Raw genomic sequence first — 17,942 nt, 5'->3', positions numbered from 1 at the left:
AAGTGCTAGCTGCCATCGTATTGCTCGCTGCGGCCGGTGCCGCCAGCGCGCAGACCGCCTACAAATGCGTGCAGGACGGCCAGACCAGCTACAGCGATACGCCGTGCGCGGCCGGCCAGTTGCAGATCATCGACGTGCCGCCGCCGCCGCCCGCTGTCGACAAGGGCGCCACCACGCGCCAGGAGCGCGTCGCCAGCCAGCTCGAGTCCACGCGCAAGCAGCGCGAAGCACGCGAAGACGCAGCACGGGCGCGTGGCGCCGCGCAGGCCGAAGTGCGTGAAAAACGCTGCGCCCAGCTACGGCTGGAACAGAAATGGGCGGCGCAGGACGCCGTCGGTGCCGGTGATAAAAATCGCGATGCGGCGCAGGCCAAGGTGCGCCGCGCCGGTGAAAAACTCGCCATCGAATGCCTCCATTGAGCGCCCCCGCTAGCGCAGCAACCACGTCGAGACGCTTGCTGTCGCGCTGGCTGCTGCTGGGCGAATGGCGCGCCCATCCGGTGCGCGCGCTGGTCGCCATCCTGGCCATTGCCATCGGCGTATCGCTGGGCTTTGCGATCCACCTGATTAACGCGGCTGCCTTCAACGAGTTTTCCAGCGCCGTCAAAAGCCTGTCTGGCCAGGCCGACGTACAGGTGGCCGGGCGCGAAGCGCTGTTCGATGAAAGCATCTATCCGCAACTGGCGCAGCGCGAAGGCGTGGCCGTCGCCTCGCCCGTGCTGGACCTGCAGGTTGGCGTCGTCAATGGCGCCGACAAGAGCGGCGAGCCGCTGCATGTGCTGGCCTTCGATGTGTTTCGTGTCGGCTTTATCTCGCCCGACCTGATCGGCACGGCGGAAAACGGCCAGCCCTTCGACACGCTGGCCGACGATGCGATTTTTTTGTCGCCGGCCGCGCTGCGCTGGCTGAACCTGGTCGAGGGCGGCAAGCTGGACCTGCGCACCGGCACCGGCAGCGTGTCGCTGCGCGTGGCAGGGTCATTGCAGCGGGCGCGCGCCGGCCAGCGCCTGGCCGTGATGGATATCGGCGCGGCCCAGTGGCGCTTCGGCAAGCTGGGTCAGCTGTCGCGCATCGATCTGAAGCTGCGCAATGGCGTCAACCGCGACGCCTTCCAGGCGGCGCTGGCGCGCGACCTTGAAGCGCAGTATCCGGGCCGCTTCCGGGTCAGCCAGCCCAACGATGAAAACCAGAACAGCCGCAACAATAACCTCAGCCGCGCCTACCGCGTCAACCTGACGGTGCTGGCCCTGGTGGCATTATTCACCGGTGCGTTCCTGGTGTTTTCCACCCAGGCCTTGTCGGTGATCCGCCGCCGCAGCCAGTTTGCGCTGCTGCGCGTGCTGGGCATGGAGCGCGCCAGCCTGCTGCGCCAGGTACTGCTGGAAGGCGCCAGCCTGGGCGTGGTCGGCTCGGCCCTGGGCATCGCCTGCGGCTACGCGCTGGCGGCGGTGGCGCTGCGCTTTTTCGGCGGCGACCTGGGCGCGGGCTATTTTGCGGGCGTCCAGCCCGAAGTGCAGTTTACACCCGTTGCCGCATTGGTCTATTTCGCGCTGGGCCTGGGCGTAGCCTTGCTGGGCTGCGCCGCGCCGGCGCTGGAAGCGGCGCGCGCGGCACCGGCCATCGCGCTGAAGTCGGGCAGCGAGGAAGCGGTCACCACGCGCCTGGCGAAAAGCTGGCCGGCGCTGGCTTGCCTGCTGCTGGCCGGCATCTTGAGCCAGCTGCCGCCCGTGTTCGAGCTACCCTTGTTCGGCTACCTGTCGATCGCCCTGCTCCTGATCGGCGCAATTGCGCTGATGCCGCAGCTGGCGGCGCTGGTCTTCCGCTTTTTGAACCGCGCCTGGCTGCGCACGGCCGCCAGCGGCCACTCGCCAGTGCTCAGCCTGACTCTGGCACGGCTTGCCAACGCTTCGGGCCAGGCCGGCATCGCCCTGGGTGGCGTGCTGTCGAGTTTCAGCCTGATGGTGGCGATGGCCATCATGGTGTCGAGTTTTCGCGTCTCGGTCGACGACTGGCTGCTGCAGATCCTGCCGGCCGACGTCTATGCGCGCACGGCTGCCGCCGGCAGCACTGCAGGCATGAATCCGCGCGAGCAGACGCTGATCGCCGCCCTGCCCGGCGTGGCCAAGGTCGATTTCCAGCGCCTGCGCAGCATGTCGCTGGCGCCCGACCGGCCCAATGTGGTGCTGATTGCGCGCCCGGTCAACCTGCAGGACCCGGGCAAGAGCCTGGTGCTGGTCGGCGACAGCCTGCCGGTTCCCGCCGGCGCCAAACCCGTGTGGCTGTCCGAGGCCGCGGCAGACCTGTACAACCGCAAGCCGGGCCAGCAGATCGACTTGCCGCTGGCCGGTGGCCTGCACCCCTTCTTCGTGGCCGGCATCTGGCGCGACTATGCGCGTTCCAGCGGTTCGATCCAGATGCCGCTCGACGCCTACCGCGCCATCACGCGCGACATGGATGTCAGCGACGCCGCCATCTGGCTGGACAAGGGCGTCTCGGCCGGCGCACTGAAAGAAACCTTGAAGTCACTGCCGTTCGGCGACAGCCTGGAAGTGTCTGAGCCGTCGGCGATCCGCGCGCTCAGCCTGCAGATCTTTGACCGCAGCTTTGCCGTCACCTATCTGCTGGAGGCGATTGCCATCGTGATCGGCCTGTTTGGCGTGGCTGCCACGTTTTCCGCGCAGACCCTGGCGCGCGCGCGTGAATTCGGCATGCTGCGACATGTGGGCGTCACGCGCGGGCAAATCCTCGGCATCCTGGCGTTCGAAGGCGGCGCGCTGACGGCGCTGGGGATTGCCACCGGCTTTGTGCTGGGCCTGTTGATCAGCTTTGTGCTGGTGTTTATCGTCAATCCGCAATCGTTCCACTGGACCATGCAGCTGCACCTGCCGTGGCCCCTGATCGCCACCGTTGCCGGCGCCTTGCTGACGGCAGCTGCCGCCACGGCGCTGGTGTCTGGCCGCCAGGCGCTGTCCGGTGGCCCCATCCGCGCCGTCAGGGAGGACTGGTAATGCGCCGTCTGTTCGTAATGTTGATCACACTGGCCTTGCCGGCTTTGGCCGCGCCGCCGGCGTTTGCCCCCGTCACGCCGCTGGCCGCCGGCGCCTCGCTGCAGCTGCCGCACGACTTCGGCGCCCATCCGGCCTTCAAGACGGAATGGTGGTATGCCACCGGCTGGGTGAAAACCGCCGGGGGCGAGCAACTGGGCTACCAGGTGACGTTCTTTCGCAGCGCCACCGGCTTTGACGCCGACAACCCCAGCGCATTCGCGCCGAAACAGCTGATCATCGGCCATGCGGCCTTGTCGGACCCGAAAGTGGGCAAGCTGCTGCACGATGAAAAAAGCGCGCGCGAAGGCTTTGGCCTGGCGTATGCCAAGGTGGGCGACACCGACGTCAAGCTTGACGACTGGCGCATGCGGCGCGACAAAGACGGCAGCTACCAGGTCAGCCTGGCGGCGCGCGACTTCAACCTGCAACTGCGTTTGGCGCCGACCCAGCGCGAGCTGCTACAGGGTGAAAACGGCTTTTCGCGCAAGGGTCCGCGCGCCAGCCAGGCCAGCTATTACTACAGCGTGCCGCAGCTCGCTACCAGCGGCACCATCGCCCGCGCGGGCGGCAAGGCGGAAGCGGTGACCGGCACCACCTGGTTGGACCATGAGTGGTCGAGCCAGGTGCTGGACGAAAACGCCAGCGGCTGGAACTGGCTGGGCGCCAACCTCGATGACGGCGGCGCCCTGATGGCCTTCCAGATCCGCAGCAAGACAGGTGCTAAACTATGGGCCCATGCCAGCTTGCGCGATGCGCAGGGCAAGGTGACGCAGTTCGCACCGGGCGAGGTCGATTTCACGCCGACGCAGCTGTGGCGCTCGCCGCGCACCAAGGCCGAGTACCCGGTCGCCACCGAGATCCGTACCGGCACCACGCGCTGGCAGGTCACGCCGCTGCAGCCGGACCAGGAACTCGATTCGCGCAGATCCACCGGCGCCGTCTACTGGGAAGGCGCGGTGACGGTAAAACGCGATGGCCAGCCAGCCGGCCACGCCTACCTGGAAATGACGGGGTATGTGGCGCCGATGAAGCTGTAAAACTGTAATACCGGATATGTAAATCAAAGCGAAAACCAATGACAACCAGCACCGAAGCAAGCAAGACCATCACCAGCACCGCACCCGCCGACACCGGCAGCAGCCGCGAACTAAAAAAAGGCAGCCTGGCCGCCTTCAAGGGCCTGATGCCCTTCCTCACGCCCTACCGCAAGCAGTTCATGCTGGCCGGCATCGCGCTGGTGGTGGCAGCCGCCTCCACCCTGGCCATTCCCGCCGCCTTCAAGCAGATGATCGACCTCGGTTTCGGCGGCGCGGCCGGTTCGAAAAGCATCCAGCACGTCGACCTGGTATTCCTGGCCCTGTTCGGCGTGGCCTCGATCCTGGCGCTGGCCACGGCCGCACGCTTCTATACCGTGTCGTGGCTGGGCGAACGCGTCACGGCCGATATCCGCAGCGCCGTCTACCGCCATGTGGTGACGCAAAGCCCTGAATTTTTTGAAACCACGCAGACTGGCGAAGTCCTGTCGCGCATCACCACCGACACCACCCTGATCCAGGCAGTGGTCGGCACCAGCATCTCGATGGCGCTGCGTAACGTGCTGCTGTTTATCGGCGGCCTGGTGATGCTGTTTGTCACCAGCGCCAAACTGGCCGGCATCATCATCGGCCTGCTGGTGCTGGTGATCGTGCCCATCATTGTGTTTGGCCGCAAGGTACGCAAGCTGTCGCGCGACTCGCAGGACCGCATCGCCGACGCCTCGGCCATGGCCGGCGAAATCCTGAACGCCATGCCGACCGTGCAGGCGTTCACGCACGAGCATATCGAATCGAAACGCTTTGGCGATTCGGTCGAAGGTGCCTTCATGACCGCCATGCGCCGCATCCGCGCACGCGCCCTGCTGACGATGATCGCGATCCTGCTGGTGTTTGGCGCCATCGTCTTCGTGCTGTGGCTCGGTGCGCGCGCCGTGCTTGACGGTTCGATGACGGGCGGCGACCTGGGCCAGTTTATCCTGTACGCCTCGATCGTCGCCGGCGCCATCGGTGCCTTGTCCGAAGTGATGGGCGAAGCCCAGCGCGCGGCCGGCGCCACCGAACGCCTGCTCGAACTGATGGCCGTCAAATCGGAAATCGAGTCGCCAGTGACGCCACTGGCGCTGCCCGCGCGGGCCGCCACTGGCGCCGCCCTTGCCCTGGACGATGTGATGTTTTCCTATCCATCGCGCCCGGACACGGCCGCCCTCGATCACGTCAGCCTCGATATCCGCGCCGGCGAAACCGTGGCCGTGGTGGGCCCATCGGGCGCCGGCAAGACCACCCTGTTCCAGCTGTTCCTGCGCTTCTACGATCCGCAAAGCGGCAGCATCCGCCTCGATGGCGTCGACATCAAGCAGCTCGACCTGCACACCTTGCGCGACGCGATCGGCATCGTGCCGCAAGACACCGTGATTTTTTCGGCCGATGCGATGGAAAACATCCGCTATGGCCGCGCCAATGCCAGCGACGAGGAAGTGATTGCAGCAGCAAAAATGGCCGCCGCCCACGAATTCATCGAGCGCCTGCCGAACGGCTACAAATCGTTCCTCGGCGAGCGCGGCGTGCGCCTGTCAGGCGGCCAGCGCCAGCGCATCGCGATTGCGCGCGCGCTGCTGAAAAACCCGCCGCTGCTGCTGCTCGACGAGGCGACCAGCGCGCTGGACGCCGAATCGGAACGCCTGGTGCAAAAGGCGCTGGAAGCGGCCATGGTCGGCCGCACCACCGTCATCATCGCGCACCGCCTGGCCACCGTGCAGCGCGCCGACCGCATTATCGTCATGGAAGACGGCAAGATCGTCGAGACCGGCACCCACGCGTCCCTGGTGGCGCTCGGCGGCATCTACGCCAACCTGGCCGCGCTGCAGTTCCACCATGTACAGATCAACTGAGTATTAACATGAACGCTTTTTTCCACGCCAGCCTTGGCATTACCGATTTCTGGACTTTCTTGCTGGGCACGATCTTTATCGTGATCCTGCCCGGCCCCAACTCCATGTATGTATTGGCAGTCGCGGCGCAGCGCGGCGTGCGGCCGGCCTACCAGGGCGCCGGCGGCATCTTTCTGGGTGACCTGATTTTGATGGTGCTGTCGGCTTGCGGCGTGGCGTCCCTGCTGAAAGCCAGCCCGGCGCTGTTTTATGCGGTGAAGTATATCGGCGCGGCCTACCTGGCCTGGATCGGCGTGCAGATGCTGCTGGGCTGCTGGCGCAAGCTGCGCGCGAACCAGGCTGCCGATACGGCGGCTGCGGTGCCTGTCGCGGTCAAGGAAAGCAATCCGTTTCAGAAGGCGCTGATCATCAGCCTGATGAACCCGAAGGCGATTTTGTTCTTTATCTCCTTCTTTATCCAGTTCGTCGATCCCAAATTTGCTGCACCGGCGCTGTCGTTTGTCGGCCTGGGCCTGATCTGCCAGGTGATCAGCTTTACCTACCTGACCGCCATCATCTTCCTCGGTGCGCGCCTGGCCGAGACCTTCCGCCGCCGTCGCCGCCTGTCGGCCGGCATGGGCGGCGGCGTGGGCGCCCTGTTCATCGGCTTTGGCGCCAAGCTGGCCACCGCCACACTGTAAATCACGGAGACTGCATTGACCGACCTTGAACTGCGCCAGCGCTGCCACACCATCGTGCCCGGCCAGCGCCAGCCTACGCCAGCAAAGACCTTTGCCGCCATGGCCGCCTGGTGCGAAGCAAACGATGTAGCGCACGATACCTATGGCGAAGGTGCGCTGATCGAAGCGTTCGAACAGAAAATTGCAACATTGCTGGGCTTCGAGGCCGCTGTATTCTGCATTACCGGCACCATGACGCAGGTGACCGCCCTGCGCCTGGCCTGCCAGGACCGCGGCTCGCCCTTGGTTGCCCTGCACCCGACCTCGCATATCCTGCGCCACGAACGCGGCAACCATGAACTGCTCGATCATTTCAAGGCGCTGTTCATTGGCGACCCGCACCGGCCATGGACGGTCGACGACTTGCGCGCCGTGCCCGATGCACTCGGTGCGGCGCAGGTGGAATTGCCGATGCGCGAAATCGGCGGCCAGTGCCCGTCGTGGGAAGAACTGGACGCCATCAAGCGCCACTGCCGCGAGCACAATATCCATCTGCATATGGATGGCGCGCGGCTGTGGGAAGCGCAAGCCGGTTTTGGCCAGCCGCTCGATGCCATCTGCGATGGCTTCGATTCCGTCTATGTGTCGCTGTACAAGGGCATCGCGGGCCTGGGCGGCGCGGTGCTGGCCGGCAGCCCCGCGTTTGTCGCCAGGGCGCGCGCCTGGTTCCACCGCCAGGGCGGCAATATCGTGCACCGCACGCCCTACGTGGTAGCCGCCGCGATGCAGTTCGACGCGCGCATCGCCGCCATGCCACAGTATTTTGCGCGCACGCAGTGGCTGTACGAGCTGCTGAAGGACTACCCGGCAATCGCCGTCAATCCGGCGCGCCCGCAAGCCAATATGCTGCACCTGCACTTGCCCGTCTCGCGCGAACGGGCGATCGCGATTCGCAACCAGGTGGCTATGGAACACGGCATCTGGCTGTTCGGCCGCGCCAGCCATGCGGCGCTGCCGGAGCATAGCGTGGTGGAATGGTATGTGGGGGATCAGCTGCTGGAGATGGGGGATGACACCGTGCGCCAGGCACTTGATTTATTGACCGCCGGATTTGCATCGTAGGTCGGATTAGCGCGGCCCAGCCGCGCGTAATCCGACAATATTGTTGGCGTTGGTGGTGATGTCGGATTACGGCCCTGCGGGCCTAATCCGACCTACCAAAAAAATTACGGCGGCCATGTCGGCCGCCGCCAGCCGCTTAAAACTTGTAGTTGTAAGCGACACCCAGCAATTGCATGCGGGTTTTGAACAGGCCTTTGGTGGTTTCACCATTGCCCGTGCAACCGACCGTCACCGGCGAACACTGATTCGTGTAATTGACGGCGGCGTCCTTGAAGTCGATGAAGCTGTAGGCCAGGTCCAGCGAGGAATTGGCGTTCAGCTTCCAGTTCGCGCCGATCGAATACTGCATGCGGTCGCTGTCCGGCAGGGCCGGATGGCGCAGCTCGGCGCTGCGCACGGGCGCCTGGTCGTGGGCGATACCGGCACGCAGCAGCAGATTTTCGCTGTATTTGTAGTTGGTGCCCAGCGAGACGCGGTAAGTATCTTTCCACTGCTGGCGAATGCGCTCGTCGCCTTCGGCCGTCGGCGGGAACTGGATGTCCAGGTTCTCCAGGCGCGAGGTGCGGGTCCAGGTGACGTCGCCCATCAGCGCCCATTTGTCATCCATCTGGTGAAAACCGTTGACCGACAGGGTTTCCGGCGTGCGCAGTTCCACCAGCGCGCCCGAATTGACCTTGCGCGAAGCGGCGGCGATAAAGCCGTTGACGGCCGCATTGTTCGACACCTGCGAGAAATCCCACACCGTGTTGCCCTTCAGCTTGTGCGAGATCGACGAGCGGTAGGCAATGCCGACGCGCGTGCCTTCGTTCAGCTGGTACAGATAGCCCAGGTTGAAGCCGACGCCCCAGTCCTTGCCATCCATCTCGGCATGGCCGTCCTTGGCGCCCTGCAGCGCCGCACCGGCCGCTTGCGCGGCGGCCAGGCCTTGCGTACGCGCGATATTGGCCAGGAAGGCTTGCGAGGTGGCCGGCGCATGCTGCGCCAGGAAGGCCACGGAACCGGGCACGTCGACCGCCTGTCCCAGTTCGGCCTTCATGAATTCGGCGGTTACGCCAAAGCCGAACGAATGGTGTTCATTGACCTTGAAGGAAGCGGATGGGTTCAGGGCAATCGCTTCGAGCTTGATATTGCTGATCGCGTAGCGGCCGCTCCACTCGTTGCCGTAATCGAGCTTGGCGCCATACGGCACGAACAGGCCCGCGCCGATGGTCCACTGGTCGTTGATCTTCTTGCTGGCGTACAGCGCCGGCGCGAACACCGCGTCGGGCGCGTAATCCTTGGTGGTGCCGCCCGGCACACGGTTGGTGAAGGTGCGCGAACCGCTATCCTGGAACGACGAATGCGGCAGCACCAGGGTGCCGCCGCCCAGCAGTTGCGTGCCGTCCAGGCGGGACAGGCCGGCCGGGTTATAGAAAATGGTCGAGGCATCAGAAGCTTCGGCGCCATTGGCGTCGGCGCTACCCTGGCCGGACACGCTTTGCGAGCCGAAGCGGTAGCCCGATGCCTGGGCGGTGGTGGACAGGCCGGCCAGTGTGGCAGCGATGATCAATGGCAGATACGATGGTTTCAAGTGGGTCTCTCTTTATTTTTTGGCATGCGTGTTTGTCTCGGGCATGGCAACCGTGACGTGGGTCAAGGTCAACATGCGTAAAGCATAGCCGAGATTTGAAAAAAAAGCGAACGATCGCTCTTTTTTACGATGCGAGGGTGTAGTGGGTGCGAGGATGCAGGCGTGGCTGCGCCGGATGGTCGATCAGGAAGCGCTTGAGCATCAGTTCGAGCATCTGCTCGGCGGGCACGGGGCGCGAGATGAAATAGCCCTGTACTTCATTGCATTGCAGCGCGTGCAGCATGTCGAGCTGTTCGCGCGTTTCCACCCCTTCGGCCACCACGCTCATGCCCAGTGCATGCGCCATCGAGACGATCGCCCGCACGAACACTTCGCCCTGCTCCGAGCGGCCCAGTTCCATGGTGAAGGCGCGGTCGATCTTCAGGCCGTCCATGGCGAACTTCTGCAGCTGCGACAGCGACGAGTAGCCGGTGCCGAAATCGTCGACCAGCAAGCGCACGCCCAGCGCGCGGATCGCCGCCAGCTGCTCCACCGCGCGGTTCTGTTCGTCCATCATGGCCGACTCGGTGATCTCGACCTCGATCAGGCGCGCGTCGATGCCATGGCGCGCCAGCGCTGACGCCAGCACCTGGTGCACGTCGCCGCGGCCAAACTGGCGCGCCGAGACATTGAGCGACACCGGCACCAGCTCCAGGCCATAGGTCTTCCAGCGCGCCAGCTGCTGGCACACTTTTTCGATCACCACTTCGCCCAGTTGCGAAATCAGGCCGCTGCTCTCGGCCACCGGGATGAATTCCAGCGGCGGCACCATGCCGTGCTGCGGATGCTGCCAGCGGACCAGCGCCTCCATGCTGCACAACAGGCCAGTCATGGTGTCGACGCGCGGCTGGTAGACCACCACGAACTGATCCTGTTCCAGCGCCGTGACCAGGCTTTGTTCCAGTTCACGCCGGTGGCGGATGGTTTCGAACAGGGCCGGCTGGAAGAAGCGGTGATGGCCCTTGCCGGCCGTCTTGACGGCATACATGGCGATGTCGGCGTTCTTCATCAGCACGTCGGTCTCGGCGCCGTCGCGCGGATACATGCTGATGCCGATCGAGGCGCCCATCTTGTGGCGTTCCGGCCCGAGGTAAAACGGTTCGTCAAACGCCATGGCGATGCGCTGCGCCACCTGCTCGGCGCGGCTGTCGTCCTCGACCGGATCGAGCAGCACCACGAATTCGTCGCCGCCCAGGCGCACCACATGGTCGCCAGGGCGCAGCACGGCATTCAGGCGCAGCGAGGCGGCGCGCAGCACCTTGTCGCCTTCGGCATGGCCCTGGGTATCGTTGATGTCCTTGAAGCCGTCGAAGTCGATGAACAGCAGCGCCAGCATATGGCCTTCGCGCGCCGCGCGCGCCAGCGCGCCAGGCAGGAATTGCTGCAGCCAGTAGCGGTTCGGCAGGCCCGTCAGGCCGTCCTCGTTGGCCAGGCGCCGCAGGTCCTGCTCGTGCAGCTTGGCCGCGCTGATATCTTGCAAGGTGACGGCCAGGCGGTCGCCGCTGCGCACCAGGCGCCGGCGTATCCAGCGCAGCTTGAACGGGTTGCCATCGGCCAGCTCGATCTCTTCTTCCGAAAAGCCCGAGACCATGGCGGCTCGGTAGTTGTGCATCAGGTCGCGGAAATACGGCTCGTGCGCGCGCGATTGCAGCCGCATGCCCAGCAGCTGTTCGCGACGCACGCCGAAAAAGTCGGCGCCCGGCTCGTTGCAGTCGACCAGTTCGAAATCGATGATCTTGTCATCTGCGTCGCGCAGCGCGGCGATGATGTAAAAGCCGTCGCTGGTGCCTTCGGTTGCCATCCGGTAGGCGTTGCGCACGCCTTCGGACTGGTGATGGCGCCAGGCCAGGCGCAATGACAGCCAGGTGGCGATGCAGGTAAATGCCAGCAGCAGCAGGCTGACGGCCGACGCGATGCCAAGATAAATCGCCCGCGTTTCCTGGTAGGGCTGCAGCACTTGCGTGTCGGCCAGCGCCACCACGGCCGTGAACGGATAGGCTTTCAAGGCTTGCCAGCCCACATAGCGGCTTTGCGCATCGGCAAACGCGGTACACCCGGCGGACTGCATGGCGCCGCTGTCGCCGTCGAGGAAACTGGTGTCGAGAAACGGCGCGCCCTGCGCCGGGAGCACGGTGGCGCCCAGGCGCACGCTCAGCAGTTCGCCCTCCTCGCCGACCATCGCCGACATGCCCTGCCTGCCAAAATTGACGCTGTCATAGAACTCGGAAAAATAGGCGGAATGGATGGAGATCAGCAGCACGCCGTCGAAATTGCCATCGGCGTCTTCCAGGCGGCGCGTGAAATGCACTAGGGTGCCTGTCTTGCCCATGCCCGTGCCCTCCTCTTCCTTGCCCAGTGCGATGCGCAAGGCGCTGGAATTGCTGCGCCAGTGGCGCAGCAAAAAATCGCTGCGTTCGCTGGCGCGCAGGCGCTGCGCCGGCGCGGTGGTTGTCACGGCATGGCCCTTGCGGTCAAAGATGGCGACCAGGGCAAACTGCGGCATGGCGTACATGCCGCGCGTTTTCAGCTGCTCCAGGCGCAGCTTGCCATCGGCATTTTCCCATTCATACTTCAGTTGCAAGGTCAGCTGGTCCATCTGCTCAAGCGTGCGCAGCAGATACTGGCTGTAGGCTTTCGAGAGCGACGCCACGTTATCGAGCGCCTGCTGCTGCGCCACCTTTTTTTCCGCTTCCAGCTGCAGCATGGTGGCCGCCCACAGCACGGCGCACAGGGCCAGGCCCAGCAAGGGCCAGACGAGGATCAGGCGCAGGTTGGCCTTCAGGAAGTCGGCCTTGCCCATTTGCACCATGGCGGTGTGATGGCGATTGAAAAATTGTCGCAAGAACATGTGCGGGGATCTGCCGTTTCTTTATTATTTCTCTATGTACACATAAGTTACCACAGAGTCATGCTTGCCGCGAATTCAAGATGGTATTGCAGGCACGATGGCTGGCGAAACAGGCAGCTGCGTTACAATCACCATCCCTACCGTTGGAGCGTACCATGCAGCAATATCAAGATTTGATCAAGACCGTCCTCGACACTGGCAGTTGGCAAGACAACCGTACCGGCATCCGCACCCTGAGCGTGCCTGGCGCCATGATGCGTTTCGACCTGGCCGCCGGTTTTCCTGCCGTGACCACCAAGAAGCTGGCATTCAAATCCGTGATCGGCGAATTGTGCGCCTTCCTGCGCGCTTCGCGCAATGCTGGCGAGTTCCGCGCGCTCGGCTGCAAGGTATGGGATCAGAACGCCAATGAAAACGCGCAATGGCTGGCCAATCCCTACCGCGAAGGCGAGGACGACCTCGGTCCCGTGTACGGCGTGCAATGGCGCCAGTGGCCGGCCTATAAATTGCTCGATGCCAGCGCACCAGAACAGATCGCCGATGCCCAGGCCAACGGCTTTACGCTGGTTGCGCCGATCAACGAGGACGGCGTAGCGAAAGTGCTGCTGTACAAGGCCGTCGACCAGCTGCGCGAATGCCTCGACACCATCATGCACAACCCGGGCAGCCGGCGCATCCTGTTCCATGGCTGGAACCCGGCCGTGCTCGACGCTGTCGCCCTGCCCGCCTGCCATTTGCTGTACCAGTTCATCCCGAACGCCAATACGCGTGAAATCTCGCTGTGCCTGTATGTGCGCAGCAACGACATTGGCCTCGGCACGCCCTTCAATATCGCCGAAGGCGCGGCCCTGCTGCACCTGGTGGCGCGCTTGACCGGCTACACGCCGCGCTGGTTCACCTACTTCATCGGCGACGCGCATATCTACGAAAACCACCTCGACATGGTGCAGGAACAATTGAAGCGCACGCCGTTCGCCGCGCCGCGCTTTGTCATTTCCGAGCGCGTGCCCGACTACGCGAAGACCGGCAAATACGAGCCGGAATGGCTGGAAAAAATCGAACCATCCGATTTCACATTGGAAGGCTATGAGCACCATGCGCCGATCAAGGCGGCGATGGCAGTCTGAACCGGCCGGCGCTTATTGTTGCAACTGACTCGATTTCTTTGCGCCAGCCTTTGACAGTTCCTGCATGATGGCTCGATCCTTTTTATCGATGGCTTCGTCCAGAGCCGTTGTATGCCAGGTCTCGTCCACGTAATTGAGGTCCACTTTTTGGGCAATTAAAAACCTGACGTGATCAAGTTTTCCGAAGCGGGCCGAATACCAGAGAAGGTATCCGGCATTGCTACCCTTGAAGTCGGCGCCATGGCGTATCAGAAGATCAAAGACCTTTCTGGTGGCCGGATGTTCGATATCCTTGTATGCATTTGAAAATTTTTCAATCGAGAAAAAAGCATGGCCGGACTGTTTAAGTGAGAATTGAAAAGCTTCTCCCCTGGAAAACAGCCATTCCAGCACCTTCAGACGTTGTTCCGGTGACAGTGTTTCGCTATAGACAGGTGCGTACACGACGTCAGCCCATTCCTGCTCCTGCCCGGCCTCGGCGACAGGAAAGCCTTTTGTTTCCAGCTGTTCGAGCAGATCGACCCTGCCTGCCTTGGCCAGGTCTGCCATCAGGTCACGCACATAGCGCGAGGTTTTTTCCCTGTCCGGGATCTGATCGAAATAGCTGAAAAACTCGGCCGGCGTACCTGAATTGATCGCTTTGTACGTTTTGGTGGTTGCACTGGAATTGTATCGATAATCGGATAGCTGCTTTTTGGCGATGGATCTGATTTCAGGCGAGAACAGTAACAGCGTACTTGCCGCCAGAATTCCCAGTGCGATCCTGGTGCCATGCTTGTTATTCCCATACATAAAAATCGCCAGAATAAAAGTATGGACATGCAAAATGCAGGCAATAACGAATACAAAATAAGCAATCAAGGCATCGCCATTGGGTCCGCTGCCATCACTGGCCATGGGGAACGTCTTGCGCATCAAGAACAGATAGACGATGGACAGCAAGCAGCATAAAAATACACTGGTCTTGAAATAGGATTTCATTATTCCACCGGGCCTGACATCAATGAACAGGCACCATATTACAATAAAAATATTATTTCACCTGTCCGCTATTCTCGCAAATACCTGTTGGCGACCGCTTGGTCGCCGAGCACATCTGATATTAATATTCATGCACTGTTTCCTGAATAATCACTTTTCTTGTAAAATCTGCAGACCGAAATAATCAGGATCATGATGGCGATCACACCACTGGCAGCACTGCACCGCAAACTGTTCGACGAAACCGATGGCAGCAAGTTCGCCACGCTCAAGGACAGGCTGATCAAGAAGCACGGCGAGAGCGATCGGCAGGCCGTACTGGCGATACTGAGCGCCTATGCGCGCGACGGCCAGTTGCTGCACTGGCGCAGTTCATTGGTCAATTCCATCGTGGGCCTGATGCGACCGCAGGAACTGCAGGAGTTTTTTACCTGGGCCGTGACGGTGCCGGAACTGGCTTACTGGGGCATTGACGGCTTGCTGAAAAGCATGGGCAAAGAGGCGTATGACACCGTCGTCGCGATGGCGATATCGGACAGTTTGCCACTGGAAGTCAAAGCCAAGGCCGTGAAAAGCCTTGCCGTGTTCAGCCGCCAGCCGTTTGATGCGGGCCTGTCGCAAGACCCCGGCCACTGGAAGGCGGACAGCCTGCGACTTGATGATGTGCTGGCCTGGCAGCGCGATGGCTATCCGGACGGTGCCGGGTTTGCGCCACCGGCCACCCATGCGTCATTGGCCAGTCCAAGCTCCGCGCTGGAAAAAGCCGCGGCCCTGCTGGAGAAACGGCTGGCGAAGGAACGCAAACAAGACCAGGATCTGGCGCGGCCTTCGAACTGGCTGGTGATCGCCAGCGAAGCCGACCTGGCCGCCATCGACCTGCGCTGGACCCTGCCCGCGATCTACCGCGATTTTCTCGCACGTTTTTCGCCGCTCGGAGTGTATATCGACAGCGAAGACTACTTCCAGGGCCTGAACCTGTACGGCGCGGCGGATCTGCTGAAAGCCCAGCACGGCTACTCGTATAATCCGGTCGACCAGGAAACCATCGCCGACTGGCCCGTTCACTATGTGGTGATCGCCGACGCGGGCGCCGATCCCTACTGCCTGGACCTGTCCGCCATTGCTGACGGCGACGCGCCTGTCCATACGGCGGAACACGGCGCTGGCGCATGGCGTTTTGAACGCCATGCGGACAGCTTTGTCGACTTTCTCAAGGAAATCGCCAAGGCCTGAAACGCTGAAGCGATTTCGCACCCCAGGGCAAATTCCGGTGTCGGATCCTCAGGGTCCGACCCTGGCCTTTTCGCCGTTTGGGGTAAAGCTTGACATTACCCCTGCTCGCCACCCGGCCCACCCGGCCCAGGACCACTTGGCCCGCCCGGTCCGCGTCCACCCGGTGGACCGAAGCGCGGCTCGCGCTCGCCGTCTTTCGCCGCCGAACTGGCGCCACCGAGCCGGTACGACAGGCCCACATAGATCATGCGGCCATCGAAGCGGCGCGTGCTGGTCTCGCGCAGCGAAGCGCTGTTGATCACGGTTTCCATCTTGTTGGTGCTGAGCACGTCCGTCACATTCATCACCAGGTTCAGCTGCGGCGTGAGCACATGGCGCCAGCTCATGTTGAGCGTGTTGTTGGGCGAACGGTAGCCTTGGCCCGACAAGGTCTTGCCCTGCATCTGCAAGGCCAGTTGCACCTGGTTGGCAGGGTTGAGCTGGTAGTTCAGGCGCGCCCGGCCGCTCAGCGAATTGGCGGTGCGCGTGCTGCGGTTGCCCAGGTCGTCTTGCGAGGTCTGCTGGCTGCGCGCCAGGTTGCCGCTGGTGTTCAGGGTCAAGGATGGTGTCAGCTTGCCGGACAGGCTGAATTCCAGGCCGCTCGAATGGCTGCCGGCACCGTTTTCACGCGTGGTCAGCAACACATTGTCGCTGATGAAATAACGGTAGTCGACGATGGCGTCCTTGTCGCGCCGGTGGTAGCCGCGCAGGCTGCTTTCCAGGCCAAACAATTTGGTTTCATAGCCGACCTCGAAGGAATCGGTCTGTGTCGGTTTCAGTTGCGGATTGCCGGAAGAAACATTGAATTCGTCGCGGTACACCACGTACGGGTTCAGGTCGCCTGCATTCGGGCGGCGGATGCGGTGCGCATAGCTGAAGCGCAGATTGCTCTCGTCGCTGACCTTGTAGGTGGCAAACAGGCTGGGAATATAGTTCACATAGCTGTTGCCGGCTTCGATGCCACCGGTAATCTGGCGGATGTCGAGGTCGGTATATTCGGCGCGCAAACCGGCCAGCGCACCCCAGCGCTCGGACAGGCGCATCTGGTACGAGCCATACAGCGCGATGGTGCGCTCGTCGAGCTCGTAACGGTTGCTGCGCATGGCGTTCACTGTCTCGCCCAGGGTGACGGGATTGATGTCGGTATAGAGCGTATCGAAACTGCTCTTGTTGTCGGCCACCTTGTAGCCCAGCTTGGCCGTGCCGCCGGCCAGCGGACGCTCGTAGTCGCCGCTGAAGTCGACGATGCGGTTGCCCGTATCGCTGTGCTGGCGCGCGCGGCTGTCTTGCGCGTTGCCGGTGGCGATGGCATACATGTTGGCGTAGTCGCTGGTGTTTTCGTTATCGGACGACGATACGCGCAGGTCGATCTTCAAGGTTTCGCCCGGCAACTGGCCCTTGTGATCATAGCGCGCACCCCAGCTGTAGTTGCGGCTGTCGCCATTGCGCAAGGTGCTGCGCACATAGTCGCCAATCGTGTTGCCAGAACTGTCGCCATTGATATAGCGGTCGGTCGAGCGCGCGTCATTGCTGCGCCCGTTATATGACACGCTGGCGGCCAGGGTGTCGTTGGCGCCCAGGTTGTAGTTGACGGTGCCGTTCACGCCCAGCGAATCGTTCAGGCCGTTGCTGATGGAACTCTGGCTGCTGGGAGCAAACGCGCCCGTCTGGCGGTCAAGCCGCTCGCGGCTGGTCTCGCCTGTCGAATTGCGCCCGTCGTGGCGGAAATTGATGCCGCCCTGAAAGCCCCACGGGCCTTCGTTATACGTGCCCGAGGTGGATGTGTTGTAGCGCCCGGCGATGCCGGCATTCGCGTTAATGGTGGCAAAGCCACCAGGTTTGCGGTTGCGGCGCATCACCAGATTCAGAATCGGGCCGCCACCGGCCTCATTGCCGAATTGCGCGCCAGGATTATTGATCACTTCCACCGATTCGATATCGTCGGCCGCCATGGCGTTCAGGGTCGCGCCGCGCGAATCGCCCTGCAGCATGGCCGACGGCTTGCCGTCGATCAGGATCTGCACATTGCTGCTGCCGCGTAGCGAAACCGTGCCATCGGGGTCGACTGCCACCGACGGCACATTGTTAAGCGCATCGGCCGCCGTACCGTTGGTGCTGCCGACATCGGACTTGACGTCGTAGACCTGGCGGTCGATGCGCCCGGTTGGGCGTTCGGCCGTGACGCTGACGGACGGCGTGGTGTCAGCTGCCGGTACTTTGGCAACCGGCACGGTCTTGGCAGGCGTGGCGGCCGTCACCACGGCCTGGGTCTGCGCCTGGACGGTGGTATTGGCGGACAAAAGGCTGCCGCCGGCGAGGCAGCAAAGTACGATTTTTTGCATGAACTGAAGTAGT

Annotated in this window: 12 protein-coding genes; 8 read left to right on the top strand and 4 right to left on the bottom strand. The window is 62.8% G+C overall.

The window, feature by feature from the left end; translation table 11 throughout:
• Positions 1–2 precede the first annotated feature (2 nt).
• From AC0Z42_RS01665 to AC0Z42_RS01640, 6 genes are read left to right on the top strand one after another with little or no spacing between them, the layout of a single operon-like run.
• Positions 3–419, top strand: coding sequence for a DUF4124 domain-containing protein (locus tag AC0Z42_RS01665; RefSeq protein WP_485466488.1), 417 nt, complete (start codon positions 3–5; stop codon positions 417–419).
• Complete coding sequence (locus AC0Z42_RS01660; protein ID WP_485466487.1) at positions 407–3,007, top strand: FtsX-like permease family protein; 2,601 nt, start codon at positions 407–409, stop codon at positions 3,005–3,007. Before AC0Z42_RS01665 ends, AC0Z42_RS01660 begins: the two co-directional genes overlap by 13 nt.
• Positions 3,007–4,083, top strand: a complete 1,077-nt coding sequence (locus tag AC0Z42_RS01655) for a lipocalin-like domain-containing protein (RefSeq protein ID WP_485466486.1) — start codon at positions 3,007–3,009, stop codon at positions 4,081–4,083. Before AC0Z42_RS01660 ends, AC0Z42_RS01655 begins: the two co-directional genes overlap by 1 nt.
• A 38-nt stretch (positions 4,084–4,121) precedes the next feature.
• The gene (locus AC0Z42_RS01650) at positions 4,122–5,969 is read left to right on the top strand and encodes an ABC transporter transmembrane domain-containing protein (RefSeq protein ID WP_485466485.1); all 1,848 of its coding nucleotides are present in this window, start codon (positions 4,122–4,124) and stop codon (positions 5,967–5,969) included.
• A gap of 8 nt (positions 5,970–5,977) precedes the next feature.
• Complete coding sequence (gene leuE, locus AC0Z42_RS01645; protein WP_485466484.1) at positions 5,978–6,649, top strand: leucine efflux protein LeuE; 672 nt, start codon at positions 5,978–5,980, stop codon at positions 6,647–6,649.
• 15 nt (positions 6,650–6,664) lie between these two features.
• Entirely contained in the window at positions 6,665–7,750 is a 1,086-nt protein-coding gene (locus AC0Z42_RS01640) for a threonine aldolase family protein (protein ID WP_485466483.1), read from the top strand.
• Between the two features lie 136 nt (positions 7,751–7,886).
• Here the strand turns inward: AC0Z42_RS01640 and AC0Z42_RS01635 are convergent, their stop codons facing one another.
• Both AC0Z42_RS01635 and AC0Z42_RS01630 read right to left on the bottom strand, forming a co-directional pair.
• Positions 7,887–9,320, bottom strand: coding sequence for an OmpP1/FadL family transporter (locus tag AC0Z42_RS01635; RefSeq protein WP_485466482.1), 1,434 nt, complete (start codon positions 9,318–9,320; stop codon positions 7,887–7,889).
• 124 nt (positions 9,321–9,444) lie between these two features.
• Positions 9,445–12,207 (bottom strand): bifunctional diguanylate cyclase/phosphodiesterase, encoded by a 2,763-nt coding sequence (locus AC0Z42_RS01630; RefSeq protein ID WP_485466481.1) that lies wholly within the window; start codon positions 12,205–12,207, stop codon positions 9,445–9,447.
• Positions 12,208–12,362: 155 nt separating this feature from the next.
• On the opposite strand from AC0Z42_RS01630, the gene AC0Z42_RS01625 reads away from it, so the two are divergent.
• Complete coding sequence (locus tag AC0Z42_RS01625; protein WP_485466480.1) at positions 12,363–13,334, top strand: thymidylate synthase; 972 nt, start codon at positions 12,363–12,365, stop codon at positions 13,332–13,334.
• A 12-nt stretch (positions 13,335–13,346) separates the two neighbouring features.
• Here AC0Z42_RS01625 and AC0Z42_RS01620 read toward each other — a convergent pair whose 3' ends face one another.
• Complete coding sequence (locus tag AC0Z42_RS01620) at positions 13,347–14,315, bottom strand: hypothetical protein (protein ID WP_485466479.1); 969 nt, start codon at positions 14,313–14,315, stop codon at positions 13,347–13,349.
• A gap of 192 nt (positions 14,316–14,507) precedes the next feature.
• On the opposite strand from AC0Z42_RS01620, the gene AC0Z42_RS01615 reads away from it, so the two are divergent.
• Positions 14,508–15,548: an SMI1/KNR4 family protein gene (locus AC0Z42_RS01615; RefSeq protein ID WP_485466478.1), complete on the top strand. Its 1,041-nt coding sequence runs from the start codon at positions 14,508–14,510 to the stop codon at positions 15,546–15,548.
• A 95-nt stretch (positions 15,549–15,643) separates the two neighbouring features.
• On the opposite strand, the gene AC0Z42_RS01610 is transcribed toward AC0Z42_RS01615, so the two are convergent.
• A complete protein-coding gene (locus AC0Z42_RS01610; RefSeq protein ID WP_485466477.1) occupies positions 15,644–17,887 on the bottom strand; it encodes a TonB-dependent receptor domain-containing protein in 2,244 nt (747 codons plus the stop codon).
• Positions 17,888–17,942: the final 55 nt, after the last annotated feature.

This window comes from Janthinobacterium sp. 1L-D-8-B-C4 (assembly GCF_057291295.1).
Note: the sequence above shows the minus strand (reverse complement) of the source record. Positions and strands in the feature narration are given on the sequence as shown.